Origin of the sequence: Bacillus sp. PSXD-155 (genome assembly GCF_049310765.1) — a bacterium.
GTDB lineage: Bacteria > Bacillota > Bacilli > Bacillales > Bacillaceae_G > Bacillus_A > Bacillus_A cereus.
The window spans coordinates 1-15,861 of sequence record NZ_JBMOWC010000058.1 but is presented as its reverse complement, the minus strand read 5'-3'; the positions used below and the strand labels follow the sequence as shown (position 1 = coordinate 15,861).

The following is a 15,861-nucleotide window of genomic DNA, read 5'->3' as shown; positions in this document are numbered from 1 at the left end:
AGCAACATTTTCTGATATGGTTGATATTTATCTTTTTAACAGGACCTATAGGATTTATCATTTATATCTTTTGGGATAAGAAAAAGAGCACAAATTTTAAAAAAGGAAATCGAATGTAAAGGTTCTGTAAAGGTGAGAGTTTTCAGTTGAACATATAAGCGAATAGTTATATACTTATTTCGAAAGTGAGAATAAGTTAATTTGAAGGAATAATACGTTTTATTTTTACACAACATATAAGCATATGCTTATGTAATTATAATGAGGTAGGTGTAGATATGGAAAAAACAGTTGTAGAAGTAACAAGAGCATCTCAATTATTGAAACTATTAGGAGATAAAACAAGATTAACAATTGTATCAATCCTTAAGCAACGTGAATGCTGTGTCTGTGAACTTCTCGAAGTATTTGATATGAGTCAACCTTCTATCAGTCAGCATCTTCGAAAGTTAAAGGATTTAGGTTTAGTGCAGGAAGAGCGTAGAGGTCAGTGGATTTATTATTCTTTAAATCAAGCAAGTGATTTATACACGCTTTTAGAAGATATTTTAGCACATGTACCAGACCAAACAGAGAAAATTAAACAAATTGTGAAGAGCAATCCTACACTCCGGTGTGGTTGTTAATAAATAGTTAGAAAGGGAAGTGAGAGGGATGAGCAACACGGGGAAAAAACGTCTGTCTTTCCTAGATCGATATCTAACCCTATGGATTTTTCTTGCGATGGCAGTAGGGATTGGAGTTGGATATCTATCACCTGGATTCGTTGATGGAATGAATAGTTTACAGGTAGGAACGACGTCTATTCCACTTGCGATTGGCCTAATTTTAATGATGTACCCACCACTTGCAAAAGTTCGCTACGAAGAGATGGGGCGCGTTTTTAAAGATGTAAAAGTATTAGTATTATCACTGGTACAAAACTGGATTATTGGTCCTGTTTTAATGTTTGCTTTGGCTGTTATATTCTTACCAGATAAGCCAGAATATATGGTGGGCTTAATCATGATAGGTTTAGCTCGTTGTATTGCGATGGTTATTGTATGGAATGACTTAGCAAAAGGAGATACAGAATATGCGGCAGGATTAGTGGCATTTAACTCTGTATTCCAAATGTTATTTTTCTCAGTATATGCTTATGTGTTTGTAACAGTTATTCCAGAATGGTTAGGAATTGAAGGTGCTGTTGTAGATATAACAATGGCAGAGGTTGCAAAATCAGTGTTTATATATCTAGGAATTCCATTCATCGCAGGGATGCTAACACGCTTGATTTTTGTAAAAACGAAAGGACGAGAATGGTATGAAAAAGTATTCATTCCAAAGATTAGTCCAATTACTTTAATCGCATTACTATTTACAATCATTGTGATGTTCTCTCTAAAAGGAGAAGTGATTGTGAGCGTACCATTTGATGTTGTACGTATTGCAATTCCATTACTCATTTATTTTGTAATCATGTTCTTTGTCTCTTTCTTTATGGGCAAAAAAATTGGTGCAAGTTACGGGGTATCAACAACATTAGCGTTTACAGCTGGAAGTAATAACTTTGAATTAGCGATTGCGGTAGCTGTAGGTGTATTTGGAATTCAGTCAGGTGCAGCGTTTGCAGCAGTTATTGGGCCTTTAGTCGAAGTTCCAGTTATGATAGCACTTGTAAATGTCGCACTTTGGTTCCAGCGTAAATACTTTCAAACACAATAAAAATACACATTCATAATAAAGGTGGAATTACCATGGAAAACAAGAAAACAATTTACTTTTTATGCACAGGAAACTCATGTCGCAGCCAAATGGCAGAAGCTTGGGGTAAAAAATATTTAGGTGACAAATGGAATGTACTTTCTGCTGGTATTGAGGCACACGGAGTAAATCCGAATGCAATTAAAGCAATGAAAGAAGTAGACATTGATATTACGGACCAAACATCTGATATCATTGACCGTGATATTTTAGACAAAGCAGATTTAGTTGTAACACTTTGTGGTCACGCAAATGATGTATGTCCGACAACACCACCACATGTAAAACGAGTTCACTGGGGATTTGATGATCCAGCGGGTCAAGAATGGTCTGTATTCCAAAGAGTGCGTGATGAAATTGGCGCACGCATTAAAAAGTATGCTGAAACAGGAGAATAATTGAAAATAAAATAGGCCGAGAATTCTTTCTCGGCTTTTTTATAAAGAAGGGGAGAAATCAGAGATGAAAAAGATTGAAATTTTTGATCCTGCAATGTGTTGTTCTACTGGAGTCTGCGGTCCAAGTGTTGATCCAGAGTTAATTCGTATTTCAGTTGCTGTTAACAACTTGAAGAATAAAGGAATTGATGTGACTCGTTATAATTTGGCAAGTGAACCAGATGCATTTGCCAATAATGTTGTTATTAGTCAGCTATTAACAGATAAAGGACCAGACGTGTTGCCTGTAACTTTGGTAGATGAAAAAGTAGTAAAAGAAAAAAGTCACCTGACAAATGAAGAACTTACACAATTAACAGATATAACAGTAGAAGAGTTGAGTCAAAAGCCAGTCGTACGTTTAAAGTTAAACGTGAAAAAATAGAGAAAGAAGTGAAAGGCAATGACAAACTTATATAATCCAAACACAATAGCATTCACACCATTTTTGTTCTTTACTGGTAAAGGCGGAGTAGGAAAAACATCTACTGCATGTGCAACAGCTATTACGTTAGCTGATATGGGGAAACAAGTTTTATTAATAAGTACTGACCCCGCTTCTAATTTACAAGATGTGTTCGAAATAGAACTTACGAATAAACCAAAAGAAATTCCAAGTGTTCCAAATCTACAAGTAGCAAACTTAGATCCTGAAACAGCAGCACATGAATATAAAGAACGTGTTGTTGGTCCATACCGTGGAAAGCTCCCTGATGCTGTTATTGCAACGATGGAAGAGCAATTATCTGGTGCTTGCACAGTAGAAATGGCTGCATTTGATGAATTCTCTACGTTACTTACAAATAAAGAATTAACATCAAAATTCGATCACATTATATTTGATACAGCACCAACAGGTCATACGTTACGTCTTCTTCAACTTCCTACGGCTTGGAGTGGTTTCCTGGAAGAAAGTACTCATGGGGCTTCTTGTTTAGGACCATTAGCAGGACTTGGTGATAAAAAAGAGTTATATAGTCAAACGGTTCAGGCACTATCTAATCCGAATCAAACGATGTTATTGCTTGTTACACGACCAGATAGTTCTCCATTACAAGAAGCAGAACGAGCGGCACATGAATTAAAAGAAATTGGTGTTAGTAATCAATTTCTACTTGTAAATGGGATTTTGAAAGACTATATGCAAAATGATAATGTCTCAAATGCACTGTTTAAGAGGCAATCACGCGCGTTAGAAAACATGGTGGAAGAATTAAAAAATCTTCCTACTTATGAAATTCCATTAGTACCGTTTAATGTTACTGGGATAGAGAATATGAGAAAACTGGTTCAACCAATGGAAAATCTCTCGATTTCGGATGAAGAAACAAATAACGTCTCTATTCCTTCACTTCAGACATTGATTACTAATCTTTCAGAATCAGGAAAACGAGTTATTTTTACAATGGGAAAAGGTGGTGTCGGAAAGACTACGGTAGCTTCAGCAATTGCAGTAGGCCTGGCGGAAAAAGGACACCATGTACACCTAACTACAACTGATCCCGCAGCACATATTGATTATGTCATGCATGGAGAACAAGGAAACATTACGATAAGTCGAATTGATCCAAAAGTAGAAGTTGAAAACTATCGTAAGGAAGTCATAGAGCAAGCAAAAGATACAGTTGATGAAGAAGGTTTAGCGTATCTTGAAGAGGACTTACGTTCTCCTTGTACGGAAGAGATTGCAGTCTTTCGTGCTTTGGCCGATATTGTTGAAAGAGCTAATGATGAAATTGTAGTAATTGATACAGCACCAACAGGTCATACATTATTGTTACTAGATGCAGCACAAACGTATCATAAGGAAATTGCACGTTCTACGGGTGAAGTACCACGGTCTGTGAAAAACTTATTACCACGTTTGCGTAATACAGAAGAAACAAGCGTTGTAATTGTAACACTTGCAGAAGCAACACCAGTCCATGAAGCAAGCCGTCTACAAGAAGACTTAAAACGTGCGGATATTACTCCAAAATGGTGGGTTATCAATCAAAGTTTTTACGCAACACATACAAACGATTCCGTGTTAAGAGGAAGAGCGCAGTCTGAAATACATTGGATTCAAGCGGTACAAAAGGAATCACGAAATAACTGTGTTATTATCCCTTGGCAATCGGAAGATATAGTAGGGTATGAGAAGCTTAAAAATTTAGTAAAATAAATCATTTTTAATTAGTTACTATGAAGGGGAGAAATGAAAATGAATATTACAGATAAAGCAAAAGCGTTTATTGAAACTGCTATGAAAGAAAACGGTGTTTCAACACTACGTTTTACATTTGAGGGGGCTGGGTGCTGTGGTCCTAGCTACGGTATTAATTTAGGAGAAGCACAAGAAAATGATGTCACAGAATCAGTAAACGGTATTCAAGTTGCAATGGATCCAAAGGTTGTTGAATTAGTAAATACATTGACACTAGACTATGTAGAAGATCAACAGGGTGCAGGCCTGGTTATCAGTGGCGGATCTAACTGCTGCTAACTAATAATTGAAGGAGACTAACAAACATGACTAACTATCACGAACTAGTAAAAGGAAAAGTATATATTGGTGGAGTAGACGCTATACAAGACGCAGTAAACAAGCACGGGATCTCAGAGGTGTTTGATTTACGTGCTGGTGGAGAAGAACCAGAAGGGTTTCCGGCTGGAATTAAACGTCATGCTTATCCAATCGTAGAAGGTGTAGAAGGACAAGATGAATCAGTAAGAAATGCAATTGCAGCGGTCAAGGAAGCTGTTGAACAAGATAAAAAAGTATTTTTCCATTGTTCTGGTGGACGTAATCGTACAGGTACAGTTGCAACAGGATTATTACTAGAATTAGGGCATGCTTCTAATGTGGAAGATGCAGAACAACAAGTAAAAATGGTTCGTTCTATTATTTCTATAAAACCAGAATTAAAACAAGTACTGCATAATTTATATCAAAACAAAGAAGTGAAATAGATACCTTTTTATAAGGTATCTTTTTTTTATAAGTGTATGTTGTAGCCTTTTAATAAAGTTTGATTAAATTAATTTAATAGCCCTTGATAAAAGAACAAATAGAAAAAGCTTGTATCGAAAAAAAGATTGATCAAAACAAGCTTTTTCTATATTTAATTGAATCATCCTTTTATAAAAAAATCCGATCATTTTTGTGCTAAGTTTTTCAACTAAAGCCTATTTTCTTCAAATACAATTCTTCATAAGCTTGGCAGTTACGTTCTTTAATTCTTTCTTTGTAGCTAAGATTGAATAAAGATGGGCTTATATGTGCTACTTCAATCTCTTTTCCATTATTTCTGCCATTTGTTTTGAATCTGGATTTCCTTCATTTTTTAATTTATCAATGATGTTGATATAATCTGTTTCATTTCTGTTCTGACTTAATTTATATGCAGCCTGAATGTCTCCCACCTTAATCTTAAATCCAACTATACCTTTCATTTCACTTTTTAAGAGATCAGGAGAAAGTTTATCCCATAATACTGGATTTTCTCGATTCCCTTCATATTTTTTCAGCATTGTTGTTAATTCTTCTATTAATTCCTTTTTATCTAAAATGCTTGCTTTACCATATACATGGACGGCCTGATAATTCCATGTTGGAACTTCTTCATGTCCATACCAAGAAGAAGAGATGTAAGAGTGTGGTCCCTGAAACATTACAAGAACATCTTCACAAGTTTCAAATGTTCTCCACTGGGGGTTTCCATAAGCCATATGTCCAGTAATAAAATAATCATCACCTTTTTTAGTTAACCCTAAAGGCAAATGAGTGGCAATTGGTTTCTCTTTTTTTGTTGTGACGATTGTTCCAAAAGAGTTTTTTTGAACAAAATCCCAAATTTCATCAACATTTGTGACCTTAAAATACTTTGGAATATACATAATAACCTACCTTTCAAAAAAAGTTATATGAGTGTTTTGATCATTATAAGATCAATTTGTTCCTCATTCCCCATATAAAAGGAGTGAGATCCAGCTTGTACAAACCCTATTTTCTTATAAAAAGCAATAGCATTTTCATTTTTCTCCCATACGCCTAGCCAGATATTCTTTTTATTCTGTGCTATTGCAATTTCAATAGCATTATTTAGTAGGTATTTACCAAGACCATGTCTTTGAAATGAGCCCTTTATATAAATCCTCTCTATTTCAAGTGATTCATCGCCCATTTCTTCAGACTGAGCATCATCGGTATTGACCTTTAGATATCCAGCAATTTCATTGTTAAAGTAGACAAAAAAGAATTGCGAAGAGGTATTGGATAATTCTTTTTCTAATTGTTTCAAGTTAAATGCCTTTTCCAAATAGTTATTCATATTTTCGGGTGAATTCTGGTGTTTAAATGTCTCATTAAATGTTTCATGACTAATTTCTTGAAGTTTTTGTATATCTTCAAGGGTGCACTTTTCTATATTTGTAGTCATTTAAATAGTTCGCTCCTTTATATAATCAATAATTCCTCTTATTTCCCTTTTTTACAAATTCCCAATCTTTTTCTATATTTTTTCTTACTCTTTGAAGGAGATTAGAAATAGTTTCCGCTTCTTTTTCGGAAAATCCCTCTAATGCAACAGTATTGGAATAATCATTTTCTCTCTTAATATAGGGATAGACATTTTTCCCTTTCTCTGTCGGAAAAAGTTTTTTTATTTTTTTGTTAGATTCATCCTCTTTCTTTTCAATAAATCCATTGATTTCAAGCTTTTTGATAGCACGGGCTGCTGTTGTACGATCTACTTTTATCATCTCAGATAACTTTTCTTGAATGATTCCTGGGTTTTCACATATTCGCACAAGATACAAATACTGACCTTTTGTAAGCTCATATTCTTTAAATTCAATATTACTAATAGAATCTAACGCCCTTGCAATCATTCCAATTTCACGAAGAATTTCCTTCATAATGAACTCCTTATCGTTTATTTTTGTTGCAAATGCAATAATTTAAAGTTACATTTAATATAAATTATTTTTATTGTAAATGCAACAAAAATAACAATGAAGAGGTTGATAAAAATGAAGTATGTTCTTTATGTATTAGGAATTTTAATATTAACCCTTGGTATTTCTTTCACAATACAATCAGATCTTGGAACTTCACCTTTTGATGCGCTTTTAGTAGGACTTTCTTTAAAAGTGGGGCTTACTGTGGGAAGTTGGGAAATAATAATAGCTTTATTATTGATATGTGGTAATTCGATTTTACAAAGACAAAGACCAGAATTTTTGGGGTTGTTAACAGCATTTATAACAGGTGTTGGCATTGATATGTGGCTTTTTTTATTGCACAATTTGATTACACCCGAACTATGGTACAGCAAATTTGTTTGTTTTGGATTAGGTTTAGTTATTATAGGATTAGGAACTGCAACATATTTACATACTAATTTCGCACCAATTCCAGTTGATCGACTAACATTAATCATACAAGAATTAACTAGAACAAATATATTTATTTCAAGAACATTCATTTACCTCTTATTTTTGATAATGGCAATGATTTTTAATGGACCAATTGGCGTTGGAACTTTATTAACTGTTTGTTTAGGGGGGATAATCCTTAATTGTTTCATGCCATTTACTAAAAAAGGATTAAATCGCATACTAACATTCTCTAGTACATCACCAAATAATAATAAAAATAACAAGCATTCAATATAGAATGCTTGTTATTTTTATTATTTAACTAACCTGCTTTACATTAAGGGGCAAAATTGTAAAAAAAGAATTTTTAATCAATCTTTATTTTAAATAATCGAACTTTGTTTTAACTTATCAATCTTTTTTATAAAGCTACATATGTATCGTATGCATAATAATGTCCCATACTGGGAATGATAACGAATTTTAGAGGGGGATGATGATGGCAAAGCGTAATAATGAATGGACTGAGAGAAAAATAGAGAAGTATATAAAAGAAGGAAGAGGACAAGGAGAATTAAGTAATTATAAACCCTGGCTAACAATACAAAATGTATCTTCAAGAGGAAATAGTAATCGATTAAAGGGATGGAAAACAAATAGGGGGCATGAATTTTTATCCGATTTAGAAGAGAAATATTTTTTCACGCAAGAATGGAGAAAAGAAGTTATAGATATTCGTGAACAATTCCCTTTGAATAGAGAATTAACACATAAAATATCAGAAGAGAAAGGAATTAATCATCCTATCTGTACAAATACACAAACATTAGTTGTATTAACTACAGATTTTTTTCTTACGATTCGAAGTGGTGAAAAAATTAAATATATTGCTAGAACTGTAAAACCTAGCATTGAATTAGAAGATAGAAGAACGATTGAAAAATTTGAAGTTGAAAGAGAGTATTGGGCGAGAAAGGGAATTAGTTGGGGGATTGTGACAGAAAAAGATATTCCTATAGAGTTATCTGAAAATATTTCTTGGGTATATGAACATTATTACTTAGAAGACATTGAGAATGTAACATTGGTCAAAATATTTTTAAAGTATTTAATGAATTTTCAACAAGCTGATAAGAATCTTATTAGCCTCTGTAATGAATTTGATGAAAAATACAATTTAGATGTAGGTTCATCAATCAATTATTTTAAACACCTAGTAGCAAGAAAAATCATTTCCGTAGATATGAGAGTAAAGAAGTTAAATCCAAACAGTTTAGGTGTTCAAGAAATAACTTTCAATCAAGGAGAAGGTGATAACTGTGATTACGCTATCAGTTAATGAAACATTTAAAGCAATTGATGATGAAAAAATATACAGAGTATTATGGATTGATGAGGGCAATATCATAGCATATTTGATTGATATATTTGATGAGAAGGCTCTCCCTTTTGCCGATACAATCAAGAATATTTATATGAGTTTTGTAAGTGAAAAATATAAAAAAGTCGAGACTCATGAATTATTTCCAGTTATAAATCATGAAGAATTGAAAGAAACCGACATTACTATTAGAGATAAAGCATGGAGTATTATAAAAGATTTAGTAACTCTGGAACCTAGTATTTATAAAAGAAATGAGAGAGGAAGGCTAACTAATCAAGCAAAAGAAAAATTTGGTTGTTCTAAACAAACAGTATATAAATATTTAAGGAATTATTGGCAAAGAGGGAAAGTAAGAGATAGTTTAATTCCTGATTATAGAAATTGTGGTAACAAAGGTCAGGATAAAAATTGGGGAGAACAAAAAACTGGTCGACCAAGGACAAGAAAGAGTACAGGTATTAATGTTACCAAAGAGATAAAAGAAGTTTTTAAAAAGGCAGTTCAATATTATTATTTTACAAGCCCAGAGAATACACTGGTTTATACGTATAAGATGATGATTAGAGATGCCTTTCAGGCAGATATTTGTTATAAAGACGGTACTAAATATATTGTAATTGAGAATGAGGATAGTATCCCTACATATCGACAATTTTATTATTGGTTTAATAAGGAGTACGGAGTAGAAGAAGTTATTACTGCGAAGTATGGCCGGAAAGAGTTTGAAAGAAATCATAGAGCTATTTTAGGCTCTTCTTCTTTTGAGGTTCGAGGACCAGGATCTAGTTATCAAATTGATGCAACAGTTGCTAATGTATATATAACATCTCGGTACAATTCTGATTTGTTAGTAAAGAGACCAATTATTTATTTTGTAGTAGATGTTTATACACATATGATTACAGGTTTTTATGTAGGATTAGAGGGTCCTTCATGGGTTGGGATGATGATGGCGTTATTTAATGCAACTGTTAATAAAAAAGAGTTTTGTGAGAGCTATGGTATCCATATTACGAATGATTGTTGGCCAGCTGCTCATTTACCAAAGAAGATTATAGGGGATCGTGGGGAGCTAGAAGGATATAATGTAAATCACTTAAGGGATGCTTTAGGCATAAAGGTGAAAAATAACCCAGCATTTCGTCCAGATTGGAAAGGAATTGTAGAAAAATTATTTGATACATCACAAGAAAAGATACGTCCTTTTTTGCCAGGGTATGTGTCAAAGGATTGGGGGAAACGTGGCGCAAAAGATCCGCGTTTAGAGGCAAAGTTAGATATTGAGCAATACACAAAAATCATTATTCATTTTATTCTTCATTATAATAAAAACTTTTATATGAAAGATTATATACGTGATGAAGATATGATAGCAAATAACATAAAACCTACTCCAATTGAATTATGGAGTTGGGGAGTGAAAAACAATGGTGGGGTATTAAGGATAGAGGATCCAGATAAAATAAAATTCTATTTGATGCCAAGAGGGCATGCTACAGTAACCGCAAAGGGGATTAAATTTGAAAAGATGCTGTACAGTTGTGAAACAGCAATACAAAAATCATGGTTTGCTACAGCAAGAACAGAAAAAAGCTGGAAGGTAGATATCTCTTATGATCCTCGAAATATGAATAATATCTATATTCATACAAAAGATGAGCAGATTTTTGAAACATGCTATTTATTAAAGCATCAAGAGAGGTATCAAAATAAAACTTTAGAGGAAATTAAACAATTGCATATGTTAGAAAGCAAAAGTTTTAAAAAAGAGGAACATACGTTGTTGCAAAGAGAGATAAACTTATTTGATAGCATTCAATCAATTGTTGATGAGGCAATTAAGGAAGTAAATCAAAAGCAAACAAAGAATCTATCAAAGGCCGAGAAGCTTAAAGATATTAATCAAAATACCAAATTGGAAAGAAAAGTACGAAGAGCAGAAGAAGTATTTAAGCTTGAAGATGATGATAAGAATGCTTCGATAGAAGATACACTTAAAGAACAGAAAGAAGAGAAATTAGAACGTAAGTCAGTGAAAGAATTATTTAATAAGAGAAGGAGGAAAGAATCGTGAATGATGATTCAAGAGAAGTTCAGTTAGATAATGGAACATATGCCTTATTAGCTGATTATCAGACTCAGGAATTAGATGAGTATCAAGGGAATCCTTTAATAGAAGCTTTACCTAGTATCTTGTCGTATGAGGAAGCATTTGATCGATTGAGTTTTTTACCAAATTATCATGAAAAAGAGAGGAATCTATCAAATCATCATCGTTATCATGCCTTATTACGTTTAACCCGCTTTTTTCAACCAATTGGTCAAACACTCGATTTAGAAAGGAGATTCTCACGGTTTTTACGCTATGGTTATGTAAATCGTAATCCTCTTCAAAAACAACATGTTCAAATCTTAAATGAATTACATCATAAACTAGTAAATAATGAAGAGTTAGGTTTGTCAGCAGACATAAGGGCGACTGCATCTAGTTTTACGTTGATGGGATTCTCCGGGATTGGAAAGTCAACAGCTATTGAGCGAATACTTTCGTTATATCCTCAACTAATTATCCATCGACATCCGCTTAATACAATTCAGGTTGTTTGGTTAAAGTTAAATTGCCCCCACGATGGATCTTTAAAATCCTTGTGTCAAAGTTTTTTTGAAAAAATAGATCAATTAATGGGAACAAATTATCTTGAAAGGTATGGAAAAACCTCTAATTCAATAAGTTCTATGGTAACTAGAATGGGACAAATCTCACGATTGCATTGTGTAGGAGCGCTAATAATTGATGAAATTCAGCATCTCTTAGCTACAAAGGGAGTTGCATCAGAGAAGATGATGAATTTTTTCGTTACCCTCATTAATGAAATAGGAATTCCGGTTATGCTGATTGGAACTATGAGAGCAAGAACACTTTTACAAAAGGATTTTAGGCAGGCTCGTAGAGGAAGTGGGCAAGGCGATATGGTTTGGCAACAAATAAACAATAAAGAGGATTGGGAAGTTTTAATTACAAGTATGTGGGACTATCAATGGACAAAGAAATATGTAGAACTTGACCGAGACTTAATAGATATAATCTACGAAGAAAGCCAAGGTATAGTAGATATAGCAGTAAAGCTGTTTGTATTAGCGCAGGGAAGAGCTATTGAAACGGGAATAGAGAAAATTTCAGTAGAACTAATTAAAAAAGTTAATAAGGAAGATTTAAAGCTTGTGCAACCTATGTTGAAAGCTCTTAAATCGGGTCTTGAAGTAGAGATAGCACAATATGAAGATATAATACCCCTAGATATACAAGATTATATGTTGAATAAGATGCCAGTAATTGATATGAAGGCAAAAATTCAAGCTAAGAAAGAAAAAATTGCAAAAGAGCGTCTGAAAAAAGAACCAACAAAGTTAGAAAAAATTATTCTTTCACTTATAAATTTAGATGTTAATGAAAGAGACGCGGAGCAGGCTGCAAAATATGTATTAGGCAAATTCCCTAGTTTCAATATTGCAGATTTAATGAAAGAAGCATTACGTTATATTGCAGAAAGAGAGAAAAAAAGAAAAAAAATAAAAACTGAAGCAGTAGATGAAAATGTACTACAACTTATTATTAATAATGGTAGAAAGACAAAAATATCTGCGTATGAGGCCTTGAATACTAAGGGATACATCAAAAGTCCATTAGAAGATTATTGTTTTAATGGATAAGATTTCTGAAGAAACACGCAATTAAATGAGGGTTTTCATAAAGGAGAGAGAAGATGCTTAAGTATTTTCCTAAACCATATGAAGAGGAGCTATTTTACAGCATAGTAGCTAGGTATCATTTTCATGGTGCAGATATATTCAAAGAAAACACTATGAAGGATTTATTTAAAAGTACGGGAATGTTTTTACGGTTTGAATCAATCTCCCAACATATAAAACATTTGGTGGATAAGGTAAAGCTATTTTCGGATTCGTACACTATAGATTATTTTTTAGATAAACATACGATGTTGCCTTTTGTTAAAGCATTTAAAACGAAAAAATGGTATGAAAATGTATTATCAAAATTAAACGATGAGGAAGTAATAAAATTTAATTCTACATTGTATAGTTCCAAAAAAGGAGATGTGAAATCTAAAGAGCATCTTTACTATTGTACAGAGTGTTTAAAAGAGCAGCATCAACTTTACGGTGAAGGATATTGGAACAGATTAAATCAAATACCGGGGGTATTTGTATGTATTAAACATCAGGTTCCATTAATCAAGCACCCTGTTAATATTGTTAAAATAAAAAATCATAATTTCATTTATCCTAATCCAAAGAATAAGCATAGCCATGAGGTATATTTTGAAACTAAGCTTATGGGTGAACTAATAAGTATTGCTCAAGATATAGATTATTTACTACACAAAGATTTTTCGTCTTTTTCAAAAGAATATTATCTTGAGAAATATGAAACACTTTTGAAGGTTAATGGAATTGGGTATCCGATGCTGAAAAGGCATAGGCGATTAAGTGAATTAATTCAAGACCATTACTCACCAACACTATTGGAAATGTTGAATTCATCATTTCTAATAAATGATAGAACATCGTGGATTAAATATGTTTTAGGAGAAGGCGGAATATACAACTGTCACCCCATTAGGCATATTTTAGTTATGCGATGTTTATGCGGAACTGCAAAAAACTTTTTTGAAAAAGAATACGCGTATGAACCTTTTGGAAAAGGACCTTGGATTTGTATGAACCGTTTAGCTGATCATTATTTACAAAAATGTGTAGAGAAAGTAGAAGTTAGCGTTCACAGCCTAAATCGAGAAGTTCAAGGAGATTTTGTGTGTAGTTGTGGGTTTGTTTATCGGCTTAGGGAGTGGGAACAAAACCCCTTAGAGGTCCCGTATTTCAATAACAGGATTATGCAAAAAGGACATGTTTGGGAACGAGAATTTAATAAACTTTTATCTAATCAATTAACCCAGAAAGAAATAGCCCTGCGAACGAATTTTTCAACAAATACAATACGAAAAATATTGGATGATAGAGAAAAAATAACCATAAATATATCAAAGCAAGAAAAATTAGTGATAGGGCAGAGAAAGAAAACATTACAATATAAACAAGAATGGATAAAACTTCGTAATGAATATCCTAATTATACACGAGCAAGTTTGAATATCCTAAATAGAGCCGCGTATGCTTGGTTAAATAAATATGATAAAAGCTGGCTAGAAGAACATTCGCCTTCTTCGCTTTCAGGTAAGAATATGAGCAAGAAGAGCGTAGAAGATTATCATAAGGAAGATTTGTCCTATGTAGAGGAAGCTAAAAAAGTTATTCATGAATGGGAAAAGTATGAAGAAATTAGAGGGAAACTAATTAGGAAAACGTATGCGGCAGTTAGTACAATATTAGCTTCATATAATAAGCTTGCAGTTAAACAAAACTATCCTTTATTAGTGGGGTATATTTCTACTCTTGAGGAATCCGTACAAGATTTTCAAAAGAGAAGGGTTAGGCACCAATTAGATACAAGGTTTAAAGGGAAAGTCGTTACTTTATCTGAGATGATAGATAGTGCTGGAGTAAAAGTGGCTATCAAAAATGGTGTAGGAAATATAAAAGAATACGTAGAAAAATTAGTTAGAGATCACAATAATGAGAATTTTATACTACAGGAAGAAAAACAGGGTATGAACAAGTAGTACAAAACTATCTTGTACTTTAAGGTGAATTTTGATATGAATTATTGTCTCGTTAGTATAGAACTATCTTGTAATAATAAAAAAGAATGCCTATCTGTAATGGGCATTCTTTTTACTTTTAGTTTAGAACTTTGTTGTAATTAGACATTGATGATTATCAAGATTTATATAAATATAATTACTTTAATCATAAGGAAATGATGGATATTTTAATATCCTGGTGATTTTTTAAATTTTTAGAATAATTTATTTTACATTTTATTATAATCCTATATCATATACATACAGGAGAAATTTGGAAGAGTTTTGAAGGAGAAGTTTCGTATCTATGTAATACCGATAGTAATTTTTAACGAATTTCCCGAAAGAATTCTCCTTCCTCAAGCGTGTGAAGGGCTTAGCCCAACGGTAGGTGGGAGATGAATTTCGGTTTGGCGTAGCCAAAAGGTTTTCCTTTTTATTTTGCCTCTGATATAAGCAGTCTTATAAATTATAAAGGCTGGTATATAAATGAAATTAGATAGTAATAACCATTCAGTATTCTTGTTATATTATCACCTTGTGTTGGTCGTGAAATACAGAAGAAATGTGTTTGATGATGATATGTCAGACTATGCAAAAGATATGTTTGTTCGACTATCTGAAAACTATAACATCACATTAGTTGAATGGAATCATGATGTAGACCATGTTCATATTTTGTTCAAAGCACATCCTAATACAGAAATGACAAAATTCATCAATGCTTATAAAAGTGCAAGTTCTCGACTTATTAAAAGAGACTTTCCACAAGTGAAAAAGAAACTTTGGAAAGAGATGTTTTGGTCAAGAAGCTTTTGCTTGCTAACTACTGGTGGTTCGCCAATAGACGTAGTAAAAACATATATTGAAAATCAAAGTGAAAAGTGAGGTGAAATGATATGACAAAGCAGAATAAAGCATATAAATTCCGTTTGTATCCAACAGAAGACCAAGCACATCTTATGCGTAAAACCTTCGGTTGTGTGCGTTTCGTGTATAACAGAATGTTAGCTGAACGGAAAGAAGCGTATGAAAAACACAAAGAGGATAAAGAACAACTAAAAAAACAAAAGCTTCCCACTCCTGCGAAATACAAAGCAGAATTTGAGTGGTTAAAAGAAGTGGATTCATTAGCTTTGGCAAATGCTCAACTAAACTTGCAAACTGCCTATAAAAATTTCTTTCGTGGTCAAAATGACTTCCCAACATTCAAAAG

General features: G+C 33.0%; 17 protein-coding genes. 14 read left to right on the top strand and 3 right to left on the bottom strand.

The genetic code is table 11. The features are described from left to right. The first annotated feature begins 278 nt into the window (after positions 1-278). The 7 genes from ACO6VI_RS28820 (at position 279) to ACO6VI_RS28790 (ending at position 5,132) form a co-directional block, all read left to right on the top strand. Positions 279-626, top strand: a complete 348-nt coding sequence (locus tag ACO6VI_RS28820; RefSeq protein WP_000416313.1) for an ArsR/SmtB family transcription factor — start codon at positions 279-281, stop codon at positions 624-626. 28 nt (positions 627-654) lie between these two features. Beyond that, the gene (gene arsB, locus ACO6VI_RS28815) at positions 655-1,704 is read left to right on the top strand and encodes an ACR3 family arsenite efflux transporter (RefSeq protein WP_000072357.1); all 1,050 of its coding nucleotides are present in this window, start codon (positions 655-657) and stop codon (positions 1,702-1,704) included. A gap of 32 nt (positions 1,705-1,736) precedes the next feature. After that, the gene (gene arsC, locus ACO6VI_RS28810; RefSeq protein WP_000428327.1) at positions 1,737-2,141 is read left to right on the top strand and encodes an arsenate reductase (thioredoxin); all 405 of its coding nucleotides are present in this window, start codon (positions 1,737-1,739) and stop codon (positions 2,139-2,141) included. 64 nt (positions 2,142-2,205) lie between these two features. Next, positions 2,206-2,565 (top strand): arsenite efflux transporter metallochaperone ArsD, encoded by a 360-nt coding sequence (gene arsD / locus ACO6VI_RS28805; protein WP_071731682.1) that lies wholly within the window; start codon positions 2,206-2,208, stop codon positions 2,563-2,565. 18 nt (positions 2,566-2,583) lie between these two features. Further along, complete coding sequence (arsA, locus tag ACO6VI_RS28800) at positions 2,584-4,344, top strand: arsenical pump-driving ATPase (protein WP_071731681.1); 1,761 nt, start codon at positions 2,584-2,586, stop codon at positions 4,342-4,344. A gap of 39 nt (positions 4,345-4,383) precedes the next feature. Then, positions 4,384-4,665: a HesB/IscA family protein gene (locus ACO6VI_RS28795; RefSeq protein WP_071731680.1), complete on the top strand. Its 282-nt coding sequence runs from the start codon at positions 4,384-4,386 to the stop codon at positions 4,663-4,665. 26 nt (positions 4,666-4,691) lie between these two features. Further along, a complete protein-coding gene (locus ACO6VI_RS28790; RefSeq protein ID WP_422424773.1) occupies positions 4,692-5,132 on the top strand; it encodes a protein-tyrosine phosphatase family protein in 441 nt (146 codons plus the stop codon). 312 nt (positions 5,133-5,444) lie between these two features. Here ACO6VI_RS28790 and ACO6VI_RS28785 read toward each other — a convergent pair whose 3' ends face one another. Genes ACO6VI_RS28785 through ACO6VI_RS28775 form a run of 3 tightly spaced genes read right to left on the bottom strand, consistent with a single transcriptional unit; the run spans position 5,445 to position 7,079 of the window. After that, positions 5,445-6,059 carry an FMN-binding negative transcriptional regulator gene (locus tag ACO6VI_RS28785; protein WP_422424771.1) on the bottom strand — a complete coding sequence of 205 codons (615 nt, stop codon included), beginning with the start codon at positions 6,057-6,059 and terminating at the stop codon, positions 5,445-5,447. 23 nt (positions 6,060-6,082) lie between these two features. Further along, a complete protein-coding gene (locus tag ACO6VI_RS28780) occupies positions 6,083-6,601 on the bottom strand; it encodes a GNAT family N-acetyltransferase (RefSeq protein WP_071731677.1) in 519 nt (172 codons plus the stop codon). Between the two features lie 25 nt (positions 6,602-6,626). Continuing rightward, entirely contained in the window at positions 6,627-7,079 is a 453-nt protein-coding gene (locus ACO6VI_RS28775) for a MarR family winged helix-turn-helix transcriptional regulator (protein ID WP_071731676.1), read from the bottom strand. Positions 7,080-7,193: 114 nt separating this feature from the next. On the opposite strand from ACO6VI_RS28775, the gene ACO6VI_RS28770 reads away from it, so the two are divergent. From ACO6VI_RS28770 to ACO6VI_RS28740, 7 genes are all read left to right on the top strand, one after another. After that, positions 7,194-7,838, top strand: coding sequence for a YczE/YyaS/YitT family protein (locus ACO6VI_RS28770; protein ID WP_422424768.1), 645 nt, complete (start codon positions 7,194-7,196; stop codon positions 7,836-7,838). 202 nt (positions 7,839-8,040) lie between these two features. Beyond that, positions 8,041-8,880 carry a heteromeric transposase endonuclease subunit TnsA gene (locus ACO6VI_RS28765; protein WP_071731675.1) on the top strand — a complete coding sequence of 280 codons (840 nt, stop codon included), beginning with the start codon at positions 8,041-8,043 and terminating at the stop codon, positions 8,878-8,880. Beyond that, positions 8,861-10,999 carry a Mu transposase C-terminal domain-containing protein gene (locus ACO6VI_RS28760; protein WP_098977209.1) on the top strand — a complete coding sequence of 713 codons (2,139 nt, stop codon included), beginning with the start codon at positions 8,861-8,863 and terminating at the stop codon, positions 10,997-10,999. Before ACO6VI_RS28765 ends, ACO6VI_RS28760 begins: the two co-directional genes overlap by 20 nt. Continuing rightward, a complete protein-coding gene (locus ACO6VI_RS28755; RefSeq protein WP_000997197.1) occupies positions 10,996-12,636 on the top strand; it encodes an ATP-binding protein in 1,641 nt (546 codons plus the stop codon). The genes ACO6VI_RS28760 and ACO6VI_RS28755 overlap by 4 nt, the downstream gene beginning before the upstream one ends. A 53-nt stretch (positions 12,637-12,689) precedes the next feature. Continuing rightward, positions 12,690-14,624 carry a TnsD family Tn7-like transposition protein gene (locus ACO6VI_RS28750; protein ID WP_071731673.1) on the top strand — a complete coding sequence of 645 codons (1,935 nt, stop codon included), beginning with the start codon at positions 12,690-12,692 and terminating at the stop codon, positions 14,622-14,624. A gap of 510 nt (positions 14,625-15,134) precedes the next feature. Then, positions 15,135-15,533, top strand: a complete 399-nt coding sequence (tnpA, locus tag ACO6VI_RS28745) for an IS200/IS605-like element ISBth16 family transposase (RefSeq protein ID WP_000762752.1) — start codon at positions 15,135-15,137, stop codon at positions 15,531-15,533. An 11-nt stretch (positions 15,534-15,544) separates the two neighbouring features. After that, positions 15,545-15,861 (top strand): helix-turn-helix domain-containing protein (locus ACO6VI_RS28740; RefSeq protein ID WP_422424565.1); only part of this gene is annotated, 317 nt, incomplete at its 3' end.